The organism is Xanthomonas albilineans (assembly GCF_009931595.1).
Classification (GTDB): domain Bacteria; phylum Pseudomonadota; class Gammaproteobacteria; order Xanthomonadales; family Xanthomonadaceae; genus Xanthomonas_A; species Xanthomonas_A albilineans.
In genome coordinates this window covers 122,234-149,061 of sequence record NZ_CP046570.1, presented here as the reverse complement: position 1 = coordinate 149,061, position 26,828 = coordinate 122,234, and the positions used below count along the sequence as shown (strand labels likewise).

Below are 26,828 nucleotides of genomic sequence, written 5' to 3'. Positions count from 1 at the left end.
CACAAAGTAAGTCGCGCCGACGCTGGTCACAGATGCTAACGTCCTGCACCGCATTCCCCCATCCAGGAGCAGTTTATGCCCGCGCCCTTCCGTCCTGCCTTTCGTTGCCTCGACCTGGCGTTGTCGCTGGGCATCGCCCTGGCTGTGAGCGGCACCGCGCATGCGCAGGCTGCCCGTACCGCCGACGTGCCCGCACCGCGGGACACCCCCTACCCCGGCACCATCACGCTGCAGGTGGACGCTGGCGACGTACGCCAGGGCATCTACCGGGTCCACGAGACCATCCCGGTCGGCGCTGGGCGGCTGACCCTGCAATATCCGCAATGGATTCCCGGCGACCATTCGCCGAGCGGGCCGGTGGCGATGCTGGCCGGCCTCACTCTGACCGCCAACGGCAAGCCGCTGCCATGGCGTCGCGACACATTCGACGTCTACAGCTTTCATGTGGATGTGCCGGAGGGCGTGCGCGCGATCGAAGCCAGTTTCCAGTACCTGTCGCCCCGCGACGACGGCTTCGAAATGACCGACAAAATGCTGCAACTGGAATGGAACAAGGTCGCGCTATACCCGGCTGGCCACGACACGCGCCAGATCACGGTGGCGCCGAGCGTGATCCTGCCGGCCGGATGGGAGTTCGGCACGGCGCTGGAGACCGCCAGTCACAGCGGCGCCACGACTATCTTCAAACCGGTGGACTTCACCACATTGGTCGACTCGCCGATCTACGCCGGACGCTACTTCAAGCGCGTGGATCTGACGCCCCCCGGTAGCGCGCCGGTTCACCTAGACATGGTCGCCGATGCGCCCAGGTTCCTGGAAATCAGCCCGGAACAGCGACAGGCACACCGCAACCTGCCGGTGCAGGCGATCAAGCTGTTCGGCTCCCACCACTACGACCATTACGACTTCCTGTTCTCGCTGTCCGACGTGCTCGGCGGCAACGGACTGGAGCACCACCAGTCCAGCGAAAACGGGCTGGGCGCCGACTATTTCAGCGCCTGGGCCGACAACGCAGCCGACCGCGACCTACTGCCACACGAGTACACCCACTCGTGGAACGGCAAGTTCCGGCGTCCGGCCGACCTGTGGACACCGACCTTCAACGTGCCGATGGGCGACTCGCTACTGTGGGTCTACGAAGGCCAGACCCAATACTGGGGCTACGTGCTGGCCGCGCGCGCCGGCATGTGGACACCGCAACAGTTCCGCGACGCGCTGGCGATGACTGCGGCCAACTACGATCGCAACCGTGCCGGATTCCGTTGGCGCTCCCTGCAAGACACTACCAACGACCCCACCGCCGCGCATCGCGCGCCGCTGCCCTACCGCAGCTGGCAGATGAGCGAGGACTACTACAGCGGCGGGCAGATGGTCTGGCTGGCAGTGGACGCCAAACTGCGCGCGCTCAGCGGTGGACGCAAGTCGCTGGACGACGTGGCCAAAGCATTTTTCGGCGTCGACGACGGCAGCCATGCGGTCAAGACCTACAGCTTCGACGACGTCGTCGCCGCGCTCGATGGCGTCGCCCACTTCGACTGGACCACTTACCTCCAGCGCCGCGTGTACGCGGTCGATCCACCGCTATTGGAAGGCTTACAAGCCAGTGGCTGGAAACTGGTGTACACCGACCAACCCAGCGAATTCGAGAAGCAATACGACGGCAGCCACCCATCGGCGCGACACCGCTACAACTTCGCTTGGTCGATCGGCCTTGTAATGAACGATGACGCCAGCATCAACGACGTGCTGTGGGATGGCCCGGCGTTCAAGGCCGGGATCAGCACCGGCGCCACGCTGCTGGCGGTCAACGGCCAGGATTACTCGCGCGATACGCTCAAGCAAGCCATCGCCGAGGCCAAGGGCGGCACCGCACCGATCGTGCTGACACTGAAATACCAAGGCAACCTGCGCGACTTCGCGGTGCACTACCACGACGGCTTGCAGTATCCACACTTGGTGCGAGTGAATGGCACGCCGGATTACCTGAGCCAGATCATCGCCGCGCGGCACTGACCATGAATCGCCCAAGGCATTCTGCATCGCCCACAAGCGCCCCCGCTGAACACCGCGACGGGCCGCCCGGCTAACGGCTCCGTCAGCGCACCGTCAAATTCGCGTAGGCCATCACCAGCCACTTGGCGCCGGCCTCGTCAAACTGCACTTGCACGCGCGCGTGCGCGCCGCTGCCTTCGTAGTCGATGACCACGCCACCACCGAACTTGGGGTGCTGCACATTGGCGCCGAGCTTGATCGCCGGCGCCTCGATCCGAGGATGCCCCGGGTTGCGCGGCGCACCTAACGAAGCGCTGCGCGAGACCTGCACCTTCGGTCGCACCTCGTGCAATAGCTCGCGCGGGATCTCGCGGAGGAAGCGCGACGGAACGTTGTAATTGTCCTGGCCGTGGATACGCCGCGATTCGGCGTAGCTGAGTACCAATGTGTGGCGAGCACGGGTGATACCGACATAGGCCAGGCGCCGCTCTTCCTCCAGGCGCCCGCTTTCCTCCAACGAGCGCGCACTGGGGAATAGGCCGTCTTCCATGCCGACCAGGAACACCAGCGGGAATTCCAGGCCCTTGGCCGAATGCAGCGTCATCAGTTGCACGCCGTCCTCGTCGGCCCGGGCTTGACCTTCGCCGGCTTCCAATGCGGCATAGGCCAGGAACGCGACCAATTCGCTCATCGCCTGGCGCGCTTCGTCAGCATCATCCTCGGCGTCGACACGGACGAAGCGCGAAGCCACCGAAACCAGTTCGTCGAGGTTGTCGGTGCGCGACTCCGAATCCAGTCCGCTGCGGCTTTCCTTGCTCCAGTGATCGCGCAGCGCCGAGCGCGCCAGCACATGATCGATCTGCTCGGGCAGCGACAGGTCGGCCACTTCCAAGACCAGTTGTTCGATCAGGCCGAGGAACTGGCCCAGCGCATTGCGCGCGCGCGCGGCCAGTTCGCCACCCTGCTGCGCGGCGTGTTGCGCGGCAGTCCATAGCGACAGCGATTGCACACGCGCCAGCCGTCGCACTTCGTCCAGGGTCCGGTCGCCGATGCCGCGCGCCGGCGTATTCACCGCACGCTCGAACGCCGCATCGTCGGCGCGGTTGGCGACCAGGCGCAGATAGGCCAGCGTATCTTTGATTTCGGCACGCTCGAAGAAGCGCATGCCGCCGTACACGCGGTACGGCACCTGCTCGGCGAGCAACGCCTCTTCGAACGCACGCGACTGCGCGTTGCTGCGATAGAGCACGGCGGCTTCGCTGTAGCTGCCGCCATCGCGCACCCATTGGCGCGCGCGCTCGAGCACGTAGCGCGCTTCGTCGACTTCGTTGTACGCCGCATACAGATCGATCGGCTCGCCATCGCCCGAATCGGTCCACAATTGCTTACCGATGCGATCGGGGTTGTGCGCGATCACCGCGTTGGCGGCGTTGAGAATGTTGGCGCTGGAACGGTAGTTCTGCTCCAAGCGGATGGTCTGCGCGCCAGGGAAATCCTTGAGGAAACGCTGCACGTTCTCAACCTTGGCGCCGCGCCATCCGTAAATGGCTTGGTCGTCGTCGCCGACCACGAATACACGGCCGCTGTCGCCGGCGAGCACGCGCACGAACGCGTACTGGATGGCATTGGTGTCCTGAAATTCATCGACCAGGATCTCAGCGAAGCGAGCACGGTAATACGCCAGCAACGCTGGCGTGTCGCGCAGCAGCTCGTGCGCACGCAGCAGCAACTCGGCGAAGTCGACCAGCCCGGCGCGGTCGCAGCGCTCCTGGTACAGCGCATAGGCGTTGCGCAGGGTGTTGATCCAGACATCGTGCGGCTCGGGCTGGATGTGCTGCGCGCGGCGGCCTTCGTCCTTCTGCTGGTTGATCCACCACGCGATTTGCTTGGGCGGGAACTTGCCCTCGTCCAGCTCCAGTTGCTGCACTACGCGTTTGACCAGCCGCAGTTGGTCGTCGGCATCCAGAACCTGGAAGCTCTCCGGCAACCGCGCGTCCTGCCAGTGCAAGCGCAACAGGCGGTGGGCCAGGCCGTGGAAGGTGCCGATCCACATGCCGCGGCTGCCGTTGCGCAACTGCAGGTCGGCGCGATGGCGCATCTCGCCGGCCGCCTTGTTGGTGAAGGTAACCGCGAACATGCCATGCACCGGCACACCATGCACCTCGTGCAGCCAGGCGATGCGATGGGTGAGCACGCGCGTCTTGCCGGATCCGGCACCGGCCAGGACCAGATAATGACCGGGCGGTGCGGAGACGGCCTCGCGCTGGGCGGGGTTCAGATCGTCGAGTAAATGAGAGACATCCACCCAGGCATTTTAGCCGGTGCGGCAGCGCATGGGCGGCGATGCACGTCGCACGGTTGGCGACAGCATTCCGCACGGCAGCCTGCTGCTCCCGTGGCCGGAGCAAGCAGGACAGCGTCAGGAAATCCGCGCGAGCGGCAGTTCCAGGCTCAGCAACGCCTGCGCGGTCGCCTGCGCCTGCATCCGCAGTTCGGGAATCGCCAGACTTTCCCACAGGCTGCCGATGCGCAAGCTGCCCAGTACGCGGATCCGTGGATCGGCGCGACCGTTAGCATCGAGCAACGCGCCATCGGCGCCGGTCGCCAGGCCGATCCCATGCGGCCCCTGCTGCGCATGGCCGCTGCCCAATAGCTGGTGTAGCAGCGGATTGCGAATGGTCTGCACACGCAACTCCACGCCGGTGGCATTGATCACGCAATGCGCCTGCAATTGCAACGGAACACCATCGGCGCCCATTCCGTTGACCTGCACGCAGGTATCGACCGCAGACACGCTCTCCAGCCGCGCGCGGTGCACGCGCAACTGGCCGCTACGGTGTATCTCCTGCAACTGCGCGTATACCGGCTCGGCGACGCGATGCCGGTGCACGTCCCAGTAACGCACCGTATGCCGCAGGAAACGGCGTTGCTCGGTCGCCGACAGCGATTGCCACAGCGCCTGGCCGAACGGCCGCACCCGATCCATCACGCTCTGCCAGGGGTGTCCGTGCGCCTGCGCGGCGGCGGCGTAACCGCGCAACGCGCGCAGCCGCTGGCGCAACGAGAGCGCCAGCAACGCTTGCGGATCGAATTCGGCCGGCGTGCCGTGCGCAGCATGCGGCAGCGGCAGCAACGCATGTCGCGAAACCACGTGTACCAGACCACGATGGGCGTTGCTCAGCAGCGTCAGCACGCTGTCGGCCATGCTCAGGCCGGAACCGACGATGCACACCGTCGCCTCGCGGGGGATCTCGCATAACTGCGGGTAGTTCCAGGCTTCCACCCGCATCGACTCGGACAGACTGGCGGCACCGCGTGCCGGCAACGGACGCAGGCTGTTGCCCAGCGCCAGCACCGTGGCACCGGCGCGCAGTTGACGAGCATCGTGCAAGTGCAGCATGTGTCCGCCGGCCGCATCCGGTTGCATGGCCAGCACCCGCGCCTGACGCCACTGCAAGCGCGCCGGGCGCGTCGCCTGCGCCTGCGTTAGACGCGTGCGCAGATAGACGGCGTAATGGCGACGCTGCACGTAAGCTTGCGCCAACGCATCGCGCGTCAGTTCCGGATACAGCGCTTGGTGCTGCAACCAATCGAGAAAATCCTCGGGCGCATTGGCGAAGGCACTCATCCGCCCGACCGGCACGTTCAGTAGATGCTCCGCGCGAGGCGTCGCATAGGCCACGCCCTGCGCCAGCGCTGGCTGCGACTCGATCAGTTGCAAGCGCAGCGGGCCGTCGGCCTGGTGCAGCAGATGCAATGCAGCCAGAACACCAGCCGCGCCGCCGCCGATGATGGCAACATCGCAATCATCGTCAATCGGTTTGCTGGGCAGAAGCTCGCTCATATTCGGCAATTGTAAGCGAAGGCCTCGCATGCCAGGCCGATGGCAAAAAACCCAGGGGGCAACGAACGCTCGCGCATGGCCCCGACATCATGCGCGCATCGGCGGCACGTTTCACATCAGCGCATCGGCCAGACGCGCGATCCCCTCGCGACTGCGCCGCCACGCCGGCCGCTTGCGCCATGTCTCCAGCGACAGCACCCGCGCATCGGCCAGGTATTCCGCTTCCACCACCCGCAGCTGCTGCAACACCTCGGCGCTATAGCAGAGCATGCCAATCTCCGCGTTCAGTGCGAACGAGCGAATGTCCAGATTGATCGAGCCGACCAGGACAATGCTCTCGTCAACGCTCAAGTGCTTGGCATGCAGAAAGTGCGGCCGATACAACGCGATCTTGACCCCGCTGCGCAGCAGTTCGTCGTAGCACGCCTCCTGTGCCCAGGCGCTGAGCGGTTGATTGTTGCTCTCGGACAGGATCAGTTGTACCTCCACGCCAGACAGCGCGGCGATGCGCAGCGCGCTGAGCGTGACTTCGTCCGGCACGAAGTACGGCGTCACCATCACGATCCGGCGCCGCGCCTGATGGATCAGCGCATTGACCGTATCGCGCGCGTTTTCGAACGGATAGGCCGGCCCACTCGGCAGCAGTTGCGCCGGGACGCCGTTACCGCGCGCCGTGGCGGGGCTCACCACACTCAGGCGCTGCCCGGTCTCGATGAACCAATCGCTGGCGAACACCGCTTCCAGGTGCCCGACCACCGGCCCCTGCACCCGCGCCACCAGTTCGCGGTTGGGATGGCCGGGCACGAAGTCCGGCGCGGCCAGATTCTGCGAACCGATATAGCCGACACGGTTGTCGATCACCGCGATCTTGCGGTGATTGCGCAGATCCATGCGCCCACTGCGGCGCCAGCGCAGGCCGCCCGGCAACAGCGCCTGTACCTCGACCCCCGCCGCATGCAGGCGGATGCGGTAGCGGCGCAGGGCGCGGCGGCCGCCACGCGCATCCAGCAACAGGCGGCAGCGCACACCGCGTGCGGCGGCGCGCAGCAGGGCCGCGACCACCGCATCGCCGACCGCATCGTCGAACATCAGGTAGTACAGCAGATGCACGCGCTCGACCGCCGTCTCGATGTCCTCGATCAGCGCCTGCAACGATGGCGCGTAACGGTCGAGCAATTCCACGGTGTTGCCGTGGGTGGGCATGAAATCGCCCTGACGCTCTATCAACGGCACCACTTCGGCGACCACGGTATCGGCTGGCGGCGTCCAGCGCAGCGCGGTCAGCGGCCCCTGCTGCTCGCGAATCACCTGCGAGGCCAGCACTTGGCGGCGGACGCGTTCGCGCGACAGCCAAGGATGACCCAACAGCAGGTACAACGGCAGCCCCAACAGCGGCACGAACCCCACCAGCAGCAACCAGCTGCGCGCCGCGCCGGGAGTGGTGCGGGTGGGAATCCACAACAACGCCACCAGCCGGATCAGCCAGTCCAACGCCAACAGCCACGTGCCTTCCAACCAGACCGGCAACATCGCAATGCTCGCAACCCAGGTCGCCAGATTCTGCGGACTATGCGGGCAAACGCAAGTCTCGCCGCCAGACCCTGTCGGCCCTGCGTCGGACCCAAACGCACACAACCCGCCAGGTGGCGGGTTGTGTGTCGATCAACAATGGCGATTCTGCGACCAGCCGATTACTTGATCTTGCCTTCCTTGTACAGGACGTGCTTGCGCACGACCGGATCGTACTTGAGGAATTCCATCTTCCCCGGGGTGTTCTTTTTGTTCTTGTCCGTGGTGTAGAAGTGACCGGTACCGGCCGAGGAAATCATACGGACCTTATCGCGCTTGCCTGCCATGATGGGTTACTCCTCAAACCTTTTCGCCGCGCGCACGCAGCTCAGCCAGAACGGTGTCGATGCCGTTCTTATCGATGGTGCGCAGCGCGTGCGCGGAAACCTTCAGCTTGACCCAGCGGTTCTCGCTGGCGACCCAAAAACGGCGCTCGTGCAAATTGGGCAGGAAGCGACGACGGGTCTTGTTGTTGGCGTGGGAGACGTTGTTACCCGTCTGCACACGCTTGCCGGACACTTGGCATACGCGGGACATTACGCACCTCGATCGTGTTGGAAGTCCGGCCATGGACAGCCGGGCTCTTGCGGAAGGATCCGCAGGTTGGGTCGCCCATAGCCTGGGAGACGGCGGCCCCGGTCGCCTTGCGGCCACCACGCGACGTGGGAAATCAAACGGTTACGCTGGAAAAGGCCGGCCGGAGATCGCGCTTCCGACCGCCGGCCCGGCCAAAACCGGGCACAGCGAGCCGCGTATTATGCAGGGGATCAATGACTTGCGCAAATTGCTCGCACAGAGGATGGATCGATCCGCTGCGGGCCAATGGTGCCCAGACCTTGGCGGCGCCCGGTCTGGGCACCATCGCTAGCGACCGGGCCGCGGCCTGACGACCGAATCGCCCCATGCCGCCGGCGCATTTCTCCGCGCCTGATCGCTGCGAGCAGGTAGCCGATGCCCATCTCGACGTCGTTCGCGACGCAGGCTGCACCAGCGTTCAGTGCGACGCGCGGTCGCGGCGCCAACCACGGTGCCTGATATCCAGATACAGACTGTAGAAGGCGGTGAAGGCGGGGAACAGATTCTGTAGAACGCCGACCGAATCCTGCTTGGCCGAGAACAGGAAATAACTCAGCGTCATCAAGCTGCCGATCACGCTCATGTACCAGAACATGCGCGGGATCACCGGCTTGCCGGCGCGCTTGGACGCGATGAACTGCAACAGCCAGCGACCGCCGAACATCAGCGCGCCGATGTAGCCGATCAACTTCCAGCCGGTGACGTGCACACCGGTCCAATACAGCGACTGGATCGGCTGGTCGAGCAGGTGCGGTGGCATCTCAGCGCTCCTGCACGGCGGTGCGGCGGCTGCGTGCGATCAACCAGGCCACGCCGCGCAGGTCGCGGATGCCGACCAGGGCGCGGTTGAGATTGTTGTATTTGGACACGCCGGCGGTGCGGGGGCGGTGGTTCACCGGCACGCTCGAGGTTTGCCAGCCGGCGCGCTGCATCAGCGCCGGCAAATAGCGGTGCATATGGTCGAAGTACGGCAGATCCAGGAACGCCTCGCGTTCGAACAATTTGATGCCGCAGCCGGTGTCCGGGGTGGCGTCGCGCAACATGCGCGCACGAATCGCATTGGCCCACGTCGATGCCCAGCGTTTACTGCTCGAATCCTGTCGCGATACCCGCCAACCGGCGAACAACTTGACCTGCGGCGAGGCTGCAGCGTGTGCGGCCAGCAGCTTGGGAATATCGGCCGGGTCGTTCTGGCCGTCGCCGTCGAGGGTGGCGATCCACCGCCCGTGCGCGGCCTTGACCCCATTGCGGACCGCGGTGCTCTGCCCGCTCTGGCTGACATGGTGCAGCACGCGCAGTTCCGGCGTCGTGGCCTTCAACCCTTCCAGCACCGCCAGGGTGTCGTCGCGCGAATGATCGTCCACGTAGACGATTTCGAAATCGATCGCGCCGCGCAACGCGGCGAGGATTTCGTCGACCAGCGACGAGACGTTGTCGCGCTCGTTGAACACCGGGACGACAACGGAAAGGGAAAGCTGGTTCATGAGGACGGCAAGGTTCGGCAAGGAATGCGAAGAATGGAACGCATACTCCGTCGGTCACGCCCCGGCGCGCGGGCCGGGCCATGGACGCGACTCAAGCGGCAGCGCCGAAATAGTCCCGGCACCACTGCACCACCTGCGGCAAGCCGGTTTCGATCGGAGTGGTCGGATCGAAGCCGAAGGCCGCATGCGCGCGCGCAGTATCGGCCATCGTCTCGATCATGTCGCCAGGTTGCATCGGTCGATACAGTTTCTCGGCGGTGCGGCCAGCGGCGGTCTCGATCACGCCAATGAAGCGCTCCAATTCCACCGGCCGGTGGTTGCCGAGGTTGAACACGCGATGCGGTAGCGCATCGATGCAAGGGTGATCGAGCGCGCCGAGCACGCCGGCGACGATGTCGGCGATGAAAGTGAAATCGCGGCGCATGCGGCCATGGTTGAACACCTCGATCGGACGCCCGGCCAATACCGCGCGACTGAACAGCAGCGGCGCCATGTCCGGCCGCCCCCACGGGCCATAGACGGTGAAGAAGCGCAATCCGGTCGCGCGTAGTCCATACAATTGCGCGTAGGTGTGCCCCATCAGTTCGTTGGCGGCCTTGGTCGCCGCGTACAGCGAACGTGGTTGATCGATACGCTGGTCCTCGGAGAACGGCGCAGCGGCCGAATCGCCGTACACCGAACTGCTGGAGGCATAGACCAAGTGCTGGACCCTGCGGTGCCGACAAAGTTCCAGCATATTGACGAAGCCGACCAGATTGCTGTCGACGTAAGCTTGGGGGTTTTGCAGCGAATAGCGCACACCGGCCTGTGCGGCCAGATGCACCACGCGCTCGGGCCGCGTCTCGTCGAACAGGGCGGATAAGCCCTCGCGGTCGGTCAGGTCGAGCGTGCGGATGTCCACCTGCGGGCACAGCGCGGCGACGCGATCGCGCTTGAGCTGCGGATCGTAGTAATCGTTATAGTTGTCCAGACCGACGACCGTCTCGCCACGCGCCGCGAGCGCACGGCAGGTGTAAGCGCCGACGAAGCCGGCTGCGCCTGTCACCAGCACCGTCATCGCGATCTCCAGCAACGCGCGCAGGTCAGGCAGCCGCACGAGGACGGCGCACAACCAGCGGTCAGGGCAGAGGCGCAATGCATGGGACGAATCCGCGCTGGACTCAGGACGTTTTACCGCGCAGCCGCTCCAGCACACCGTCGAGCGTGTCCAGATCGGTGTAGTGAATGACCAGCTTGCCCTTGCCGCCAGCGCCATGCGCAATGGCGACCTTGGTCCCGAGCGATTCGGACAACTCGGTCTCCAACGAAGCGATATCGGCCTGCGGCGCGTTGCGGCCCGGCTTGGGCTTCCGGTTGCTCGGCACCTTCCCGGCGGCGAACTGCTGCGCACGGTGCTCGACCTCGCGCACCGACCAGCCCTGGTCGGCGGCGTCGGACGCCAGCCGGCTGGCCAGTTCCGGCGACAGCGTCAACAACGCGCGCGCATGGCCCATTTCCAGCCGCCGCGCCTCCAGCAGCATGCGGATCGTCGGTGGCAATTCCAACAGGCGCAGCAAGTTGGACACCGAGGCACGCGAGCGGCCCACTGCTTCGGCAGCCTCGGCATGGGTCAGGGAAAATTCGTCGATCAGACGCTGCAACGCCAGTGCCTCTTCCAACGGGTTGAGGTCCTCGCGCTGGATGTTCTCGATCAGCGCCATGGCGATGACGGTGCGGTCGTCGAGTTCGCGCACCACCACCGGCACGTCGCTCAGGCCGGCCAACTGCGAGGCGCGCCAGCGACGTTCGCCGGCGACGATCTCGAAGGTTCCCGGCACCAGCTCGCGCACCACGATCGGCTGGATCACGCCCTGCGCCTTGATCGACTCGGCCAGTTCCTGCAGCTTGGCCTGATCCATCTCCTGGCGCGGTTGGTATTTGCCCGGCTGCAATTGCCCCACCGGCAACCGGCGCAGGCTATCGCCCGGCTGCAGTGTGTCGACAGTGGGCGTCGACGCGGCCGTCGACCCCAGCAGCGCCTCCAGGCCGCGACCAAGACCGCGTTTTTTCGCTCCGAGGGCGGGGGGCTTGGCGCTCATCAGAACGTCTCCATCACCGGCATTGGCCGATTACGTTGGTTGCGGCGGCGCACGACCTCGCCGGCCAGCCCCAGGTAGGCAACCCCGCCGCGCGAGGTGCGGTCGTAGCCGACGATGCTCTGGCCGTGGCTGGGCGCCTCGGCCAGGCGCACGTTGCGTGGCACGATGGTGCGGAACACTTTGTCGCCGAAATGGTTGGTCAGCTCCGCCGATACCGCGTTGGCAAGGTTGTTGCGCACATCGAACATGGTGCGCAATACGCCTTCGATTTCCAATCCCGGGTTGAGCTCGACGCGCAGCGCTTCGATGGTTTCCAGCAGTGCGGTCAGCCCCTCCAGCGCGTAGTACTCGCACTGCATCGGCACGATCACCGAATCGGCCGCGGTCAGCGCGTTCAAGGTCAACAGCGACAACGCCGGCGGGCAGTCGATGAGGATGAAATCGTACTCGGCGCGCAGCGGGGTCAGCGCCGTCTTCAGTCGCTGCTCGCGCGCCGTCTGGTCCATGAGTTGAATCTCGGCCGCGGTGAGATCGATGTTGCCCGGCAGCAGGTCGAAGCCTTCCGGCGCGGTCACCCGGATCTGCACGGCGGTACGTTCGCCGAGCAAGACGTCGCAGGTGGAGGCGTCCAGTTCGCGCTTATCGATGCCGCTGCCCATCGTCGCGTTGCCCTGCGCGTCCAGGTCCACCAGCAGCACGCGTTGCGTCTGGCGCACAAGCGCGGCGGCCAGATTGACCGCGGTGGTGGTCTTGCCGACGCCGCCCTTTTGGTTGGCGATGGCGATGATGCGGGCCATGCGGGAGCCTCGTCGGCGATGGGTGTGACCGGGCATTATGCGGGCACATTCCCCAGGGCGGAAATCCGGGCTGGACGTAAACACCACTCAATCGCGTTCGACCACCACCAGATGGCGGTCCTCACCCAGGCCCGGGACTTGCAGCCTGTGCACCGTCGGCACCGTCCAGCCTGACGGCAGCGCGGCGATTTCCGCATCCGGACGCACCCCCTTCATCGCCAGCAGGCGCCCACCGGGGCGCAGCAGATGCCCGCCGACGGCGACAATGCCGGCCAGGGTATCCAGCGCGCGCGCGGTCAACAGGTCATAGCCACCCGGCTCGTCCAGCGCCTCGGCGCGCGTCTCGGCCACCCGTGCATTGTCCAGACGCAACTGGCGCACGGCCTCGCGCAGAAAGCGCGCCTTCTTGCCGTTGCTCTCGACCAGGGTCACGTGCAAGTGCGGCCGCGCGATCGCCAGCGGCAGGCCCGGCAGACCCGGACCGGTGCCCAGGTCGGCGAGCACGCCCTCGCCGACGAAGGGCTGCATCGCCAGGGAGTCGAGCAGATGACGGGTCACCATTTCATGCGGATCGCGGATGGCGGTGAGGTTGTAGGTGCGGTTCCAGCGCGCCAGCAGCGCCAGGTAAGCCAGCAGTGGCGGCGCCAGCACGACGGCGTCCAGTGCCTGCGCGCGCAGGCCTTGCTCGAGCACAGCGCGGACGGAATCGGGAAGGGAAGCATCGGTCATCGCTGGATTATCGCAGCTGCTGCCAAGCGTGCCGCCATGCGACCGCCATCATCATGGGCGAGAATAAGAAATTGCTCTCTTGCAATCGCGACCATCAACATGGCGAACTCCACAAACACCCCCGTCACCGGCACAGCAGCCGACCCTGGTCGCCGCCGTGTGCTGACGGGATTGGGGCTGCTGGCGGCGACGCCACTGCTGAGTCCATTCGCCCGCGCTCGCGGCAGCGACGATCCGTTCACCCTGGGCGTGGCGGCCGGCGATCCGCTGCCCGATGGCCTGGTGCTGTGGACGCGGCTGGCACCGCAGCCGCTAGCCCCGGACGGCCAAGGCGGCCTGCACGATCCGGTACCGGTACGCTGGAGCATCGCCACCGATGCCGGCATGGCGCAGGTGGTCCAACGTGGCGTGGCGATCGCGCATCCGCGTTGGGGACATTCCGTGCACGTGGAAGTGAACGGGTTGCAACCGGGCCGACCCTACTGGTATCGATTCGAAGCGCTGGGCGCGCAGAGCCCGCTCGGCTGCGCGCGCACGACGCCGGCACCCGAACGCATGGACAGCGCACGCTTCGGCTTCGTGTCCTGCTCGCACTGGGAGCAGGGCTACTTCAGCGCCTACCGTCACCTGGCCGCCGAGCAGCCGGATCTGGTGTTCTTCCTCGGCGACTACATCTACGAGTACACCCACAAGGGCGCGACAGCGGCCAACGTGGTGCGTGCGCACGGCAGCGGCGACTGCCTGGATTTGGCCGGTTACCGCAACCGCTACGCGCTGTACCGCACCGATCCCGACCTACAAGCCCTGCACGCTGTCTCCGCCTGCGTGGCGACCTGGGACGACCACGAAGTACAGAACGACTACGCCAACCGCTGGTCGCAGGACCCGTCCATTTCCACGGCCAGCTTCCTGCGCCGCCGCGCCGCCGCCTATCAGGCCATGTACGAACACTTTCCGCTACGTGCACGGCATCGTCCGCATGGGCCGAACATGCGCCTGTACCGTGCGTTGGACTACGGCGCCTTGGCGCGCTTCTTCGTCCTCGACGGTCGTCAATACCGCAGCGAGCAGCCCTGTCCGATGTCAAACGGCTGGCGCGGCGGACACGTTGCCACAAGCGACTGCAAGGAGATCGACGACCCGGCGCGCAGCATGCTCGGCGCGGCGCAGGAGCGCTGGCTGTATGCCGGCTTCGCGCGTTCGCAGGCGCGCTGGAACGTGATCGCACAGGATCTGCTGGTCGCTCCGATCCTGCAACGCGAACGCGATAACAGCCAGCTCGGTCACTGGACCGATGGCTGGGACGGCTACCCGGCCACGCGTACACGCATGCTGCAGGCGGTCGCGCGCAGCGGCATGCGCAATCCGGTGTTTTGGGGCGGCGACATCCATTCCTATTGGGTCACCGACCTCAAAACCGACGCCAGCGACCCGCACTCGCCAACGCTGGCGACCGAATTCGTCGGTACCTCCGTCACCTCCGACGGCCCGCCATACGCATCGATCACGCAGATGCTGACGGACAACCCGCAAGTCCGCTATGCCGAGAGCCGTTACCGCGGTTACGTGTCGGTGTCACTGAGTCCGACGCAAATGGAGACGCGGCTACAGACGATCTCCGACCGCCGCGACCGCGAAGCCACGGTCTCCACGCTCAAGCGTTTCGTGGTCGAGGATGGCCGTGCCGGCGCGCTGGAAGCGTGACCCCAACGCGCGTCGCCGAGTGACCAACCTGCATCACCGGCTCGATGAATCGAGCCGGCGCCAGGCCAGTGCGGCGCGATAGCCCGATGCTGCCTGCCATTCGTGTACCTGCCAGCAAGCCGCACTGCCCAGGGCAGGGTCGCACCACGCCAAGTGCAGTCCGCCGGTGGCATCTTCGGCAAAACACAGCCGATGCAGGCCGAACGCCAGACCGTGACCGTGCGCCTTCAGCAGCGCCTCCTTGGCGCACCACAGACGAAAGAACAGCGCCTCGCGCGCTGGCGTCGCCAACGCGAGCAGCGCCGCCGCCTCGTCAGGATGAAAGAACCGTTGTGCCAGTTCGAGCAAACGCGGACGTGGAAGCTGGCGTTCGATGTCCACGCCCAGCCGCGCATTTGCGGCAACCGCCACCAACAGGTAATCGCCGCTGTGGCTCCAGCCAGTATCCACATGCGCCAGGGGCGCATGCAGGCCGGGCCGCCCGCGTGCGTCGCGGTACAGCGGCAACTGCGCCGACGTCACCCCCAGTTCGGCGGCCAGCAGGCACCGCGCTGTCGCCTCACCGGAGGTGCGTGGTGGGTGCGGCCGCAGCCATAGCGCCACCGGGCCGATGCGCCAGTCCGGCAACGCTGCCGACGTCGGCAGCGGAATCGGCGCGCTCACCTCGCCCCCACACGCTGCGCGCCGGCCCTGGCGTTATACGGTCGCTTCACGGCCACGCGCCTTAAATGCTCCATGCTCCACCGCTCCTGGTGCGGGCAGAACCGAGGAGTGTCACGCATGGGCATCATCATCTGGTTGATCGTTGGTGGCATCGTAGGCTGGTTGGCCAGCATCATCATGCGCCGCGACGCACAGCAGGGGATCATCATGAACATCGTGGTCGGCATCGTCGGCGCGTTGATCGCCGGTTGGCTGTTCGGCGGCGGGATCAACCAAGCGATCAATCTGTGGACGTTCCTGTATTCGTTGATTGGGGCGATCATCCTGCTCGCGGTCGTCAACCTGGTCACCCGCGGCCGCGCACGCTGACGCGGCGCAGCTATAGGTCGCGCAAACGCCCGGTTCGCCGGGCGTTTTGCGTTTTGCAGCGGCATGCAGGCCGCACGGCGAGCGAACGGATTGCCGCGCCGGTCGTCGCCATGACCGGAGGCGATCATGCCTGCGTCGGCTCCAGCGCGATCCAGGCCGGCGCATGATCGCTGGGACGCTCCCAGGTGCGTGGCGTGCGATCGATGCCGGCACCACGGGTGTGCTCCTTCAGCGTTTCGGACACCAAGGTCAAGTCGATGCGTAGGCCGAGATCGCGGCGGAAGCCGGCCTGACGATAATCCCACCAACTGAAAATGCCGCCGTCGGCATGGTGCAGACGGAAACCGTCATGCAAGCCCAGGTCGAACAACTTGCGCAACGCGTTACGTTCGGCGGTGGAGGTGAGAATGTGGTCATCGTTCCACACCAGCGGATCGTGTACGTCGCGCGAGTCTGGCGCAATGTTGAAGTCGCCCAGCACCACCAAGCGCGGATAGCGCTGCAGTTCGACGGCAAGCCAGGCATGCACGGCCTCCAACCAGCGCAATTTGTATGCGTATTTGTCGCTCCCCACATCCTGGCCATTGACCACGTACAAGTTGACGATGCGCAGATCGCCTACGGTCGCGGCGATGGCACGCTTCTGCTCGTCTTCCAGGCCCGGCACACCGATCTGTACATCGCTGAGCGGCGTGCGCGACAAAATCGCCACACCGTTGTAGGTCTTCTGCCCGGCGAATACGCTGCGGTAGCCGGCTTCGGCCAGCGCCGCGTCGGGAAACTTGTGGTCTTCCAGCTTGGTCTCCTGGATCCCCACCACGTCCGGCGCGAACGTGTCCAGCCACTGTTGCAAGTGCGGCAGGCGCACGTTGAGCGAGTTGACGTTCCAGGAGGCGATTTTCAAGGGAAATCCAAGACGAGGAGCCGGCCACTATTCTGACCGCAGCCGGCGCGACGGCCAAACGGGTGACCGCCGGGTCGTTCAGCGCCGCGCACAGCACTGCGCGAACAGCATAGGCGCAAGGCCCAACGCCTGCTGGCGCTGCGCTTCGTTCAATCCGTCGAGCAGTTCCTCGGCGCCGACCGCCTGCTCCGGCGGAGGGAATGGCCGCTCCGGCGCCTGCCGCGCAGCCAGTTCCCAGGCCGCGGCATACGGCGGGTCGGCCACCGCCAGCGCCGGCGATTGCAGCAGCTGCGCCAACGTCTCGATCGACTGCCGGTCGCCGTGCAATGCGCGGTCCTCCAGTTGCGTCACCACATCCTCGGCATCGCGTTCGTCGGTGGCCGACAGACGCGGGCGTTGCCCGTCTGGCGCAATGTCGCCGGCGTGGGCGACCAGCTGCGCCACCCGCTGGTTCAACAAATAGCGTTGCGCGTCGGGATCACCGCGCGTGGCCGCTGTGCGCAGCATCGCTTCGATCTGCGCGGCATCGACCTGGCCGACGCCACGACAGGCCGCGCGCCATTGCCCTTCGGCCGCGCGGCGCGCCGCAGCGTCCTCGGCAGTGGTGTCATCCACACCCGGCGGCAGCACCGCACTGGGTGCAGGCGCCTGTGCGCGTTGTCGGCAGTCCACCGCGAGCAACGCGGTGGCGTACAGGCGTTGCGCCTCGCTCGCACCTGCCGGCAACGCCAACTCAGGTAGCGCGGCGACGGACACAGGGGACGACAACAGCGCGGACGGCGGCGACGATGGTCGAGACAGTACGACCGCGACGGCCGCCACAGGCATTGCCGTTGGCAACCACAGGGAAGCTGCGAGCGCCACGACCGCGACCGCACCAGTGAGCCAGATCAGTGCAGGACGCGACAGCATCGGCCGGCTTAGTGCACCGCGGCGGCGTAGGCGGCGCGATCGAACGCCATCGGATGCGCCTGACGCAGGCGCTGCATAGCGTCGGCGGCGGCCTGCTCGCGCAGCTGCAGTTCGATCTGCCCGCGCACCGCCTCAAAACGCGCATCGGTCTTCGCATCGAGGTAGATCAGATGGTAGCCGTCGGGACCGCGCACCGGCGCGGACACCTGATTCACCGCGAGTTGGTGGATCGGCGCGACGAACGCATCGGCTAGGTAGCGGCCGAAGGTCGGCGACAATTGCCCGCCCTCAGCGGCCGTGGCGCCGTCGTCGGACTCGTGCATCGCTAGGGTAGCGAAATCGGCGCCGCCGTCGAGCTGGCGTTTGAGCGCCTCGGCACGTTGCAGCGCCTGTGCCTCGGTCAAGGACTGCCCACCGCGTGGCCCGCCCTGCGGATGCAGGGCGACGAACAGGTGGCGTAGATGGTATTCGGTGTAGTCGTCCGGATACGCCGCGAACTGCTGATGCAACATGGACTCGTCGATCTGCGCGGTGGCACCGAGCCGCGCCCGCGCGGCGTCGGCCAGGATCGCGTCGGCGGCACGGCGCAGGCGTGCGGCCACCACCGGATCGTCCTGCAAGTGCTGCTGCCTGGCCTGGTCCAGCAGGATGGCGCGGTCGGCGAAGCGGCGCACGACGGAGGGATCGTCGATGCTGGCGACGCCGCGAGTGCCCTCGCCAGCCAGGGCGTGGTACTCGCTGGCGGTGAACTGCTGCGCGCCCACGCGCAGCACCACCGGATCGACGGCAGCGGTGCCTACGTCGGCCGGCATGGCGAGGGCGACGAAGGCCGTCAGGGCGCAAACCGCCAGTACCGCGGACTTGGCGAAGAAAAGGGACATGCGCTTCTCCAGAAACTGGTGGTCGACGCGCGGCGCAGAAGCGCCGTAGTCGGGGTGAGGCGGTAGACCGGATGGCCGACCGCCGGGACATGCGAAGGACTCAGTCGTGCTTGCCGCGCGCCTTTAGATAGGCGATCGCTCCCTTCGGATCGTCGGTGGTGATCAGGTTGAAGTCCTCCTGGTTGACGATGAAGTTGAGATCGCCACGGTTGTCGGCGGTATCGCGACCACCGGAATAGGAGAAGTACAGGTCCGACAGCCGATAGCAACACGCACCACTTTTCTTATAGAACTGTCCGGCCAACGGGCTATCCGGAATCGCCTGGAACACACCGACGCGTGCGCCACGCTCGCGCACCCGGTCGGCCTCGTTCTGCAGCAGGCCACCAAGCTGCTTGACATTGATTTCCATCGCCTCTTTGTTGTCCCCAAGCCAGTCCGAGACCGCGTTGCTGACGTTGATCTTGGTGAGCATGTTGGTGGTGAACACCGGGATACCGACCATGCTGCTGCCGTCGGCGCGAAACGCCGAACGGGTTGGGTACAGGGTCGCATTGACCTTGCCCGCGACGAAGCTGGGCGAGGCCACCGAGAACGCGGCGTCGGCCGCGCGCGACACGGCGCGGACCGAGGCGGCGTCCTTGAAGTCGAACACGATCGGCGTCTTCAGGCGATGCCGCTTGAAGTAGGCGAAGAGGTCGTCCACGCGCGGCACATGGTAGCCGGTGGTGGTGCGGCGGTCGGGGGTCAACAGAAACAGACGGCTGACCACCGACCACGGGGTCACGGTGATCGAGGGGTTATAGCCCTGATTTTTCATCGGGTTGTACTTGATTTTGCCGGCGCGGCTGGTCCAGACGTTGGTGGTGCGGCCGAGGTTCCAGTCGTGCAGCAACACCGGCACGCCATCGCGGGTCATCTTGATATCCAACTCCACACCGTCCATGCACTGATCGTCGGCGAGCTGAAGTGCACCGCGCGAGTTTTCCGGCATGTCGGGGAAACTGCTGTACTTGCCCCAAAGACCGCGGTGGGCCAGCACAATGGTGTCGGCGCTGCTGTCGGCGAACAGGATGTTGCTCATCTTGGTGCCGACGTTGTCGTTGCAGTTGGCCAACACCATCTGCGGCAGGGCAGCCATGACCACCAGGGCACCGAACACACAGCAGGCACGCGTCATGGGCGAGGAAACCAATGGGATATTCATTAGGTTGGTCTGGCTCTGAGAGAAAGGAGAAATACTGGGACGAGCCCCCGTCAGGTCGACGCAGGCGGCAGCTCGTTTACTGCACTCCGCACATACGTCTCGCGCAAAAGCCTGAGCCAGTGTGATAGGCGGTGGCGTCAGGAGAAAATCTAATAACTCGCTATGGATTATTTATTTTCGGGATGCAAATTAAAGGATAAAGTACCGATTGCGGTTGTATCCTGCCGTGCTGTCAATCACAGAGATCGCCGACGCGGAATGTGAGGTGAGACGCGAGCAGGCGCTATATCGTGACACCAAGACGGTGCGCACGACGGCGCAGTGACGCCGCCGTGCACCGCGAGGCCGACCCCGCGACAGCAGCACGCATGCAGCATCCGGCAAGGCCGATGTCGCACCGCCTTCGCCACTATCGCCGCGTCAGCGTAAAAGAAACGAGAGCATGCGCGCGATCCGCGCGTACGGCGGTTTCAACAGGTCGGTGCCGGCACGGCGCGACTGCCACAAAATCGGCAAAGCTTTGCTGAAAGCATCGAAGCCGGCGCGGCCATGGTAGGCCCCCATGCCGCTCGCGCCGATGCCGCCGAACGGCAGCGCATTGGCGGCGAAGTGCAGCAAGCTGTCGTTGATGGTGACGCCACCCGCGACAGTGGCGTGCAGGATCGTTTCGATCTGGTCGCGGTCGTGGCTGAAGGGATACAACGCCAGCGGCCGGTCGCGGCCATTGATCTCGGCGATGGCCGCGTCCAGGGTAAGGTAGCCGCGCAACGGCAGGATCGGGCCAAAGATCTCTTCCTGCATCACCAGTGCGTCATCGCCGGGCTGCAGCACCACGGTGGGCACGATCAGGCGCTCGCGCTCGGCACGCACGGGGTCGATGCTGGCCAGTTCGATCACCTCCAGGCCGCGCGCACGCGCATCGTCCAGGTAGCCACGCAGGCGTCGGTACTGGCCTTCGTTGACGATGCGGGTGTAGTCCTCGGCGTTGGCGAAATCGCCGTAGCGCGCCAGCACCTGCGCGCGCAGCGCCTGCACCAGCGCCGCGATGCGGCCGGCATCGATCAGTACATAATCTGGAGCGATGCAGGTCTGCCCGGCGTTGAACCATTTGCCGCTGGCCAGGCGCGCAGCCGCCCGTCCCGGCGGATAGTCCGGGCAGACGATGGCCGGCGATTTACCGCCAAGTTCCAGGGTCAGCGGGGTCAAATTGGGCGCGGCCGCGGCCATCACTTTGCGCCCGACCGCGGTGGAGCCGGTAAACACCAGATGGTCCAACGGCAACGCGGCGAACGCAGCGCCCACCTCGGCGCCACCTAGCGCCACCGCCACCCGCTGCGGCGGGAACACTTCGGCCAGCAGCGATTGCAGAAATTGCGCGGTGCGCGGGGTGTGTTCGGATGGCTTCAGATAGACATGGTTGCCGGCGGCGATGGCGGTGGCCAACGGGATCAGCGCCAGATTGACCGGATAGTTCCACGGCGCGATCACGCCGACCACACCGACCGGCACCGGCCGCACTTCTGCGCGCGCCGGCCACAGCCGCCAGCCACCGCCGACCCGTTGCGGGCGCATCCAGCCCGTGAGATGGCGCAGCAGATGGTCGATTTCGCCGAGCACGATCATACCGTCGGCAATGAGCGACTCGTGGCGCGAGCGGTGGCCGAAATCGTCAGCGATGGCATCGGCCATTTCCGGCAAACGCCGTTTCAGCGTCGCGCGCAGCTTTAGCAGATCGTCGCGACGCTGGCTCCGCTCCGGCTTCGCCGCCTGCCAGGCCGCGCGCAGGCGTTGCACAGTGGCTGGCAAGGCGACCAGCGGCGTGTCGGCGGCATCGGCAACGGGTATCGGCATGGGCGCACTATACGATGCACTGCATGCGCGACAGCACGGCCTGCACCGCACACACAACGACGACGGCGCGAAGGCCGGCGTCGTGTGCAACCACCGCCGCGAAGACGCGCCTTGGATCCATCAGTGCGCCGATCCGCGCGAGGCGCCCAGACCGGTTTCGGCGCGAATCTGCTGCGCCTTGAACGCCGCGCGCTCCTTGTCCGCCTGCGCGCTGCGGTCCAGCAGCGAGAACAGCCAGATGCCCACGAAACCGATCGTCACCGAGAACAGCGCCGGCGAGGTATACGGGAACGGCGCCGAGCCCGTGGCATTTCCCAGCGTGTCCACCCATACCGATGGCGACAGCACAGTCAGCACCAGCGAGGAAATCAGGCCGAGGAAGCCACCGATCACCGCGCCACGGGTGGTGCAGTCTTTCCAGAGCAGCGACAACAACAGCACCGGGAAGTTGGCCGAGGCGGCGATGGCGAAAGCCAGCGAGACCATGAAGGCAACGTTCTGCTTCTCGAACACGATGCCCAACAACACCGCGATCACGCCCAGCACGATGGTGGTGATGCGCGACACCTTCAACTCCGAGCCAGGCGCGGGCTGCCCCTTCTTCAGCACCGTGGCATACAGGTCGTGGGACACCGCCGAAGCGCCGGACAGGGTCAGGCCGGCGACCACCGCCAGGATGGTGGCGAAGGCCACCGCGGAGATGAAGCCCATGAACACGTTACCGCCCACCGCATTGCCGACCAATACTGCCGCCATATTGGCGGCGCCCTTGCCGCCGTGGATGGTGCCGGTGGCGACATCGGCAAACTGCGGGTTGGTCAGCACAAGGGCGATAGCGCCAAAGCCGATGATGAAGATCAAGATGTAGAAATAGCCGATCCAGGTAGTGGCCCACAGCACCGACTTGCGCGCCTGTTTGGCATCGGGCACGGTGAAAAAGCGCATCAGGATATGCGGCAGGCCGGCGGTGCCGAACATCAGCGCCATGCCGAAGGAGATCGCCGAGATCGGATCCTTGACGAAGCCACCAGGGCCCATGATCGCCCGTCCGGCGCTGGCCGCTTCGTCCGGCGAAGCGCCGGCATGGGCGGCCACGGCGGTCTTCACTCGCACGCCCTCGGCAAACAGCGCTTCGAAGCTGAAGTGGAAGTGCAACATGATCGCCACCGCCATGAAGGTCACGCCGGTCAGCAGCATCACCGCCTTGATGATCTGCACCCAGGTGGTGGCGGTCATGCCGCCGAACAGCACGTAGACCATCATCAACACGCCGACCAGGCTGACCGCCACCCAGTAGTCCAGGCCGAACAGCAGCTTGATCAGCGCGCCGGCACCGACCATTTGCGCGATCAGGTAGAACAGCACTACCACCAGCGTACCGGCGGCGGCGAAGCCACGGATCGCGGTCGGCGCAAAACGGTAACCGGCTACGTCGGCGAAGGTGTACTTGCCGAGATTGCGCAGACGCTCGGCCATCAGGAAGGTCAGGATCGGCCAGCCCACTAGGAAGCCGATCGCGTAGATCAACCCGTCGTAACCATTGGCCATCACCGCTGCGGTGATACCCAGGAACGAGGCCGCCGACATGAAATCGCCGGCAATCGCCAAGCCGTTCTGAAAGCCGCTGATGCCACCGCCGGCAGTATAGAAATCCGCGGCGGAACGGGTCTTCTTAGACGCCCACTTGGTGATCCACAAGGTACAGGCGACGAAGAAGGCGAACATCACGATCGCCACCCAGTTGGTCGGCTGTTTGTCGGTCTGGCCGACATCGCCACCGGCCGCCAACGCCACACCTACTGGCAACAGCGTCGCCAGCAGCAAGACAGGGATTCGCATGACTATGTTCATGAGCGTGCGTCCTCGAGAATCTGCGCGGTCAGCCGGTCGTAGTGGCTATTGGCACGGCGCACGTAGATGGCGTTGATGACGATCGTGAACACCATGACCCCGATCGCGATCGGAATGCCGATGGTGGTGACGCCGCTACCGATCGGCTGCGCCAGAAACGCCTTGTCGAAGGCGATCAGGCCGATGAAACCGAAGTAGACCAGCAACATCAGGATGGTCAGCGTCCAGCCCAGCGCATTACGCTGACGCTTGAGCGCGTGGTACTTCGGATCGGCGTCGATCTTCGCAATCAACGCCTCGTTGGAAATGCTCATGTGGTGCCTCCCGGGAAGTGACCACGACAGGCGGATCAGGCGCTGTACGTGGGTTGGGTAAACCGCAAGTAATGGGTATCGCCTCTACAACCGTAGTCGATTTCGCGCTAGCCGCCCCTCCGTTCGGCACCGACAATCCTCCCGTCGCCGGTGCACTAGAGATTACCGTGAATGCGCGGCAAACGCCTGGTCCCGACCAGGGCGATTAGAGTGATGTCGTCGGCACTATGATTCTCAAGCGGTAGACAGCCTGGGGCCTTGTTGGCCGGTAGAGTCCATTGGGCCCACTAACGCGGTTGACGTGGAATACGTCAAAATGGCGTATTGACACGCCGCGCAGCATGCGGCATCCCCGTCCAATCGCAGAGGGAACCATGGCCGATCTCTATCCCGTCGATCCACACGTTGCCGCCCGCGCACGGGTCGACAAGACCCAATACCAGGCTCTGTATCGGCAATCGGTGGAACAGCCGGAGGCTTTCTGGGGCAAGGTGGCCGAGCGCCTGGACTGGTTCAAGGCGCCCACCCGGATCAAGGACGTGAACTTCGCCCTGGACGACTTCCGCATCCGTTGGTTCGACGACGGCGAGCTCAACGCCAGCGTCAATTGCCTGGATCGGCAACTGGCCAGCCGCGGCGACAAGACCGCCCTGTTGTTCGAACCCGACAGCCCGGACGTCCCGTCCTATCGGGTCAGCTACCGCGAACTGTACGAACGCGTCTGCCGGCTCGGCAACGCGCTGCGCAACCTCGGCGTGCAGAAAGGCGACCGCGTCACCATCTACCTGCCGATGATCCCCGACGCGGCGGTGGCCATGCTGGCCTGCGCGCGCATCGGCGCGATCCATTCGGTGGTGTTCGGCGGCTTCGCCCCCAACTCCATCGCCGACCGGGTGATCGACTGCGGCAGCAAGCTCATCATCACTGCCGATGAGGGCCTGCGCGGCGGCAAGAAGATCCCGCTCAAGGCCAACGTCGATGCGGCACTGAAGCTACCCGACACCACCAGCGTGGAGACCGTGCTGGTGGTGCGCCACACGGGCGGCGCGGTGAACATGCAGGCCCCGCGCGACCGCTGGTTCCACGACGTGGTCGACAACCAACCGGCCACCTGCGAACCCGAGCGCATGAACGCGGAAGACCCGCTGTTCATCCTCTACACCTCCGGCTCCACCGGCAAACCGAAGGGCGTGCTGCACACCACCGCCGGCTACCTGCTGTACGCGGCCTACACCCACGAGAGCGTGTTCGACCTGCGCGAGGACGACATCTACTGGTGCACCGCCGACGTCGGCTGGGTCACCGGCCACAGTTACATCGTCTACGGACCACTGGCCAACGGCGCCACCGCGCTGATGTTCGAGGGCGTGCCCAATTACCCGAGCGTGTCGCGTTTCTGGGAGGTCATCGACAAGCATCAAGTGACACTCTTCTACACCGCTCCGACTGCGATCCGCGCACTGATGCGCGAAGGCGATGCGCCGGTGAAAAAGACCTCGCGCAAGAGCCTGCGGCTGCTCGGCAGCGTCGGCGAACCGATCAATCCCGAAGCATGGCGCTGGTACTACGACGTAATCGGCGACGGTCGCTGCCCGATCGTGGATACCTGGTGGCAGACCGAAACCGGCGGCATCCTGATCACGCCACTGGCCGGCGCCACCGACCTCAAGCCCGGTTCGGCGACACTGCCGTTTTTCGGCGTTCAACCCGCCCTTGTCAACACCGACGGTCAGATCCTGGAAGGCGCCACCGAGGGCAACCTGGTGCTGCGCGATTCCTGGCCTGGACAGATGCGCACCGTCTATGGCGACCACCAGCGCTTCATCGACACCTACTTCCGCACCTATCCGGGCAACTATTTCACCGGCGATGGCTGCCGCCGCGATGCCGATGGCTACTACTGGATCACCGGCCGCGTGGACGATGTCATCAATGTCTCCGGCCACCGCATCGGCACCGCCGAGGTGGAAAGCGCGCTGGTCGCCCACCCCAAAGTGGCCGAAGCGGCGGTGGTCGGCTTCCCGCACGACATCAAGGGTCAGGGGATCTACGCCTATGTGACCCTGGTTGCAGACGAACGTCCCAGCGACGCACTGCACAAAGAACTGGTGGCCTGGGTACGCAAGGAAATCGGCCCGATCGCCACGCCCGACCACCTGCAATGGGCACCCGGCCTGCCGAAGACGCGCTCGGGCAAGATCATGCGGCGCATTCTGCGCAAGATCGCCGAGAACGCACCCGATCAGCTCGGCGACACCTCCACCCTGGCCGATCCCTCGGTGGTGGACTCGCTGGTCAACGAACGCCTGACGCGCTGAGCCGCACGCGACGCTCGGACGCGAGAAACGGGGTGCGTCGTACGGCGCCCCCGCTCCGGGGTTGATGCGTCGCCACTGCGTTCTCTTGCCGATTTTCACCGCCCATGCCTACCCTGCTGATCGCCGACGACCATCCGCTGTTTCGCGAGGCACTGCGCGGCGCGGTACAGCGGGTGATACCAGGCGTGCAACTGTACGAGGCCGATAGCGTCGAGGCGTTGTATGCACTAGCCGACCGCCATGCCGATGCAGACCTGCTGCTGATGGATCTCAACATGCCCGGCGCGCAGGGCTTCAGCGCGCTGGTGCAGATCCGCGTGCTGCATCCGCAATTGCCCGTGGTGGTAGTGTCCGCACGCGAAGAACCGACTGTGATGCGACGCGCGCTGGACCATGGCGCCTTCGGCTTCATTCCCAAATCGTCCGACTCGGACACCATCGGACTGGCCTTGCGCACGGTCCTCGACGGCGAGCGCTGGGCACCGCCGGAGGCACACGACGCACCGCCCACCGACCGCGCCGAGCGCGAGGTCGGGCAACGTCTGCGCGAACTGACCCCGCAACAAATCCGGGTGCTACAGATGCTCGGCGCTGGGCGTCTCAACAAGCAGATCGCCTACGACCTGAGCGTCTCCGAGGCCACAATCAAGGCGCATGTCACCGCGATCCTGCGCAAGCTCGGCGTCACCAATCGTACCCAGGCGGTGCTGCTCGCCGGCAAGTTATCCATCGACAACGACGCCATCGTGCTGCCGCAGGAAGAAGATTGACCGCGTTGGCGAAAA

General features: G+C 65.5%; 24 protein-coding genes. 5 read left to right on the top strand and 19 right to left on the bottom strand.

The genetic code is table 11. From position 1 onward, the window contains the following. Positions 1-75 precede the first annotated feature (75 nt). Entirely contained in the window at positions 76-2,013 is a 1,938-nt protein-coding gene (locus tag XaFJ1_RS00580) for a M61 family metallopeptidase (protein ID WP_012914677.1), read from the top strand. Between the two features lie 82 nt (positions 2,014-2,095). Here the strand turns inward: XaFJ1_RS00580 and uvrD are convergent, their stop codons facing one another. The 11 genes from uvrD to rsmG all read right to left on the bottom strand — a co-directional run bounded on the left by uvrD (position 2,096) and on the right by rsmG (position 13,069). Further along, positions 2,096-4,297 (bottom strand): DNA helicase II, encoded by a 2,202-nt coding sequence (gene uvrD / locus XaFJ1_RS00575; protein ID WP_012914676.1) that lies wholly within the window; start codon positions 4,295-4,297, stop codon positions 2,096-2,098. A gap of 114 nt (positions 4,298-4,411) precedes the next feature. Further along, positions 4,412-5,836 (bottom strand): FAD/NAD(P)-binding protein, encoded by a 1,425-nt coding sequence (locus tag XaFJ1_RS00570; protein ID WP_045756644.1) that lies wholly within the window; start codon positions 5,834-5,836, stop codon positions 4,412-4,414. 111 nt (positions 5,837-5,947) lie between these two features. Further along, on the bottom strand, positions 5,948-7,366 hold the full coding sequence (cls, locus tag XaFJ1_RS00565; RefSeq protein WP_012914674.1) for a cardiolipin synthase: 1,419 nt from the start codon (positions 7,364-7,366) through the stop codon (positions 5,948-5,950). A 161-nt stretch (positions 7,367-7,527) separates the two neighbouring features. Further along, the gene (gene rpmG / locus XaFJ1_RS00560) at positions 7,528-7,695 is read right to left on the bottom strand and encodes a 50S ribosomal protein L33 (protein WP_169411268.1); all 168 of its coding nucleotides are present in this window, start codon (positions 7,693-7,695) and stop codon (positions 7,528-7,530) included. 10 nt (positions 7,696-7,705) lie between these two features. Next, positions 7,706-7,942: a 50S ribosomal protein L28 gene (gene rpmB, locus XaFJ1_RS00555; RefSeq protein ID WP_010342733.1), complete on the bottom strand. Its 237-nt coding sequence runs from the start codon at positions 7,940-7,942 to the stop codon at positions 7,706-7,708. 457 nt (positions 7,943-8,399) lie between these two features. Continuing rightward, the gene (locus XaFJ1_RS00550) at positions 8,400-8,741 is read right to left on the bottom strand and encodes a lipid-A-disaccharide synthase N-terminal domain-containing protein (RefSeq protein WP_012914673.1); all 342 of its coding nucleotides are present in this window, start codon (positions 8,739-8,741) and stop codon (positions 8,400-8,402) included. 1 nt (position 8,742) lies between these two features. Continuing rightward, on the bottom strand, positions 8,743-9,465 hold the full coding sequence (locus XaFJ1_RS00545; RefSeq protein ID WP_012914672.1) for a glycosyltransferase family 2 protein: 723 nt from the start codon (positions 9,463-9,465) through the stop codon (positions 8,743-8,745). 91 nt (positions 9,466-9,556) lie between these two features. Further along, a complete protein-coding gene (locus XaFJ1_RS00540; protein ID WP_012914671.1) occupies positions 9,557-10,522 on the bottom strand; it encodes an SDR family NAD(P)-dependent oxidoreductase in 966 nt (321 codons plus the stop codon). 103 nt (positions 10,523-10,625) lie between these two features. After that, on the bottom strand, positions 10,626-11,543 hold the full coding sequence (locus tag XaFJ1_RS00535; RefSeq protein ID WP_012914670.1) for a ParB/RepB/Spo0J family partition protein: 918 nt from the start codon (positions 11,541-11,543) through the stop codon (positions 10,626-10,628). Beyond that, complete coding sequence (locus tag XaFJ1_RS00530; RefSeq protein ID WP_012914669.1) at positions 11,543-12,340, bottom strand: ParA family protein; 798 nt, start codon at positions 12,338-12,340, stop codon at positions 11,543-11,545. Before XaFJ1_RS00530 ends, XaFJ1_RS00535 begins: the two co-directional genes overlap by 1 nt. Before the next feature lie 87 nt (positions 12,341-12,427). After that, a complete protein-coding gene (gene rsmG, locus XaFJ1_RS00525) occupies positions 12,428-13,069 on the bottom strand; it encodes a 16S rRNA (guanine(527)-N(7))-methyltransferase RsmG (RefSeq protein ID WP_012914668.1) in 642 nt (213 codons plus the stop codon). A 99-nt stretch (positions 13,070-13,168) separates the two neighbouring features. Between rsmG and XaFJ1_RS00520 the strand changes: the two genes are divergently transcribed. Beyond that, complete coding sequence (locus XaFJ1_RS00520) at positions 13,169-14,773, top strand: alkaline phosphatase D family protein (protein WP_301272192.1); 1,605 nt, start codon at positions 13,169-13,171, stop codon at positions 14,771-14,773. A gap of 33 nt (positions 14,774-14,806) precedes the next feature. On the opposite strand, the gene XaFJ1_RS00515 is transcribed toward XaFJ1_RS00520, so the two are convergent. Continuing rightward, positions 14,807-15,436: a 4'-phosphopantetheinyl transferase family protein gene (locus XaFJ1_RS00515; RefSeq protein WP_012914666.1), complete on the bottom strand. Its 630-nt coding sequence runs from the start codon at positions 15,434-15,436 to the stop codon at positions 14,807-14,809. Between the two features lie 117 nt (positions 15,437-15,553). Here XaFJ1_RS00515 and XaFJ1_RS00510 point away from each other — a divergent pair, with 117 nt between their 5' ends. After that, complete coding sequence (locus XaFJ1_RS00510) at positions 15,554-15,805, top strand: GlsB/YeaQ/YmgE family stress response membrane protein (RefSeq protein WP_012914665.1); 252 nt, start codon at positions 15,554-15,556, stop codon at positions 15,803-15,805. A gap of 124 nt (positions 15,806-15,929) precedes the next feature. Here the strand turns inward: XaFJ1_RS00510 and xth are convergent, their stop codons facing one another. The 7 genes from xth to XaFJ1_RS00475 all read right to left on the bottom strand — a co-directional run bounded on the left by xth (position 15,930) and on the right by XaFJ1_RS00475 (position 23,725). Beyond that, entirely contained in the window at positions 15,930-16,709 is a 780-nt protein-coding gene (gene xth / locus XaFJ1_RS00505; RefSeq protein ID WP_012914664.1) for an exodeoxyribonuclease III, read from the bottom strand. A gap of 78 nt (positions 16,710-16,787) precedes the next feature. Further along, positions 16,788-17,621: a hypothetical protein gene (locus XaFJ1_RS00500; RefSeq protein ID WP_012914663.1), complete on the bottom strand. Its 834-nt coding sequence runs from the start codon at positions 17,619-17,621 to the stop codon at positions 16,788-16,790. An 8-nt stretch (positions 17,622-17,629) separates the two neighbouring features. After that, complete coding sequence (locus tag XaFJ1_RS00495; RefSeq protein ID WP_012914662.1) at positions 17,630-18,502, bottom strand: peptidylprolyl isomerase; 873 nt, start codon at positions 18,500-18,502, stop codon at positions 17,630-17,632. Between the two features lie 100 nt (positions 18,503-18,602). After that, positions 18,603-19,619 (bottom strand): glycerophosphodiester phosphodiesterase family protein, encoded by a 1,017-nt coding sequence (locus XaFJ1_RS00490; RefSeq protein WP_187388427.1) that lies wholly within the window; start codon positions 19,617-19,619, stop codon positions 18,603-18,605. Positions 19,620-20,129: 510 nt separating this feature from the next. Continuing rightward, the gene (locus XaFJ1_RS00485) at positions 20,130-21,560 is read right to left on the bottom strand and encodes a coniferyl aldehyde dehydrogenase (protein ID WP_012914660.1); all 1,431 of its coding nucleotides are present in this window, start codon (positions 21,558-21,560) and stop codon (positions 20,130-20,132) included. Between the two features lie 120 nt (positions 21,561-21,680). Further along, positions 21,681-23,399, bottom strand: a complete 1,719-nt coding sequence (locus XaFJ1_RS00480; protein WP_407070996.1) for a cation acetate symporter — start codon at positions 23,397-23,399, stop codon at positions 21,681-21,683. Between the two features lie 8 nt (positions 23,400-23,407). Next, complete coding sequence (locus XaFJ1_RS00475; RefSeq protein ID WP_012914658.1) at positions 23,408-23,725, bottom strand: DUF485 domain-containing protein; 318 nt, start codon at positions 23,723-23,725, stop codon at positions 23,408-23,410. Between the two features lie 374 nt (positions 23,726-24,099). Here XaFJ1_RS00475 and acs point away from each other — a divergent pair, with 374 nt between their 5' ends. Both acs and XaFJ1_RS00465 read left to right on the top strand, forming a co-directional pair. Beyond that, complete coding sequence (gene acs / locus XaFJ1_RS00470; RefSeq protein ID WP_012914657.1) at positions 24,100-26,043, top strand: acetate--CoA ligase; 1,944 nt, start codon at positions 24,100-24,102, stop codon at positions 26,041-26,043. Between the two features lie 104 nt (positions 26,044-26,147). Further along, positions 26,148-26,813 carry a response regulator transcription factor gene (locus tag XaFJ1_RS00465; RefSeq protein WP_012914656.1) on the top strand — a complete coding sequence of 222 codons (666 nt, stop codon included), beginning with the start codon at positions 26,148-26,150 and terminating at the stop codon, positions 26,811-26,813. Positions 26,814-26,828: the final 15 nt, after the last annotated feature.

Excerpts from the sequence above, each read along its gene's own strand:
- XaFJ1_RS00580 (WP_012914677.1), top strand. The coding sequence starts at position 76 with ATGCCCGCGCCCTTCCGTCCTGCCTTTCGTTGCCTCGACCTGGCGTTG.
- XaFJ1_RS00570 (WP_045756644.1), bottom strand. The coding sequence starts at position 5,836 with ATGAGCGAGCTTCTGCCCAGCAAACCGATTGACGATGATTGCGATGTT.
- cls (WP_012914674.1), bottom strand. The coding sequence starts at position 7,366 with ATGTTGCCGGTCTGGTTGGAAGGCACGTGGCTGTTGGCGTTGGACTGG.
- rpmB (WP_010342733.1), bottom strand. The coding sequence starts at position 7,942 with ATGTCCCGCGTATGCCAAGTGTCCGGCAAGCGTGTGCAGACGGGTAAC.
- XaFJ1_RS00550 (WP_012914673.1), bottom strand. The coding sequence starts at position 8,741 with ATGCCACCGCACCTGCTCGACCAGCCGATCCAGTCGCTGTATTGGACC.
- XaFJ1_RS00545 (WP_012914672.1), bottom strand. The coding sequence starts at position 9,465 with ATGAACCAGCTTTCCCTTTCCGTTGTCGTCCCGGTGTTCAACGAGCGC.
- XaFJ1_RS00540 (WP_012914671.1), bottom strand. The coding sequence starts at position 10,522 with ATGACGGTGCTGGTGACAGGCGCAGCCGGCTTCGTCGGCGCTTACACC.
- XaFJ1_RS00535 (WP_012914670.1), bottom strand. The coding sequence starts at position 11,543 with ATGAGCGCCAAGCCCCCCGCCCTCGGAGCGAAAAAACGCGGTCTTGGT.
- XaFJ1_RS00530 (WP_012914669.1), bottom strand. The coding sequence starts at position 12,340 with ATGGCCCGCATCATCGCCATCGCCAACCAAAAGGGCGGCGTCGGCAAG.
- rsmG (WP_012914668.1), bottom strand. The coding sequence starts at position 13,069 with ATGACCGATGCTTCCCTTCCCGATTCCGTCCGCGCTGTGCTCGAGCAA.
- XaFJ1_RS00520 (WP_301272192.1), top strand. The coding sequence starts at position 13,169 with ATGGCGAACTCCACAAACACCCCCGTCACCGGCACAGCAGCCGACCCT.
- XaFJ1_RS00510 (WP_012914665.1), top strand. The coding sequence starts at position 15,554 with ATGGGCATCATCATCTGGTTGATCGTTGGTGGCATCGTAGGCTGGTTG.
- XaFJ1_RS00500 (WP_012914663.1), bottom strand. The coding sequence starts at position 17,621 with ATGCTGTCGCGTCCTGCACTGATCTGGCTCACTGGTGCGGTCGCGGTC.
- XaFJ1_RS00495 (WP_012914662.1), bottom strand. The coding sequence starts at position 18,502 with ATGTCCCTTTTCTTCGCCAAGTCCGCGGTACTGGCGGTTTGCGCCCTG.
- XaFJ1_RS00485 (WP_012914660.1), bottom strand. The coding sequence starts at position 21,560 with ATGCCGATACCCGTTGCCGATGCCGCCGACACGCCGCTGGTCGCCTTG.
- XaFJ1_RS00480 (WP_407070996.1), bottom strand. The coding sequence starts at position 23,399 with ATGCGAATCCCTGTCTTGCTGCTGGCGACGCTGTTGCCAGTAGGTGTG.
- XaFJ1_RS00475 (WP_012914658.1), bottom strand. The coding sequence starts at position 23,725 with ATGAGCATTTCCAACGAGGCGTTGATTGCGAAGATCGACGCCGATCCG.
- acs (WP_012914657.1), top strand. The coding sequence starts at position 24,100 with ATGGCCGATCTCTATCCCGTCGATCCACACGTTGCCGCCCGCGCACGG.
- XaFJ1_RS00465 (WP_012914656.1), top strand. The coding sequence starts at position 26,148 with ATGCCTACCCTGCTGATCGCCGACGACCATCCGCTGTTTCGCGAGGCA.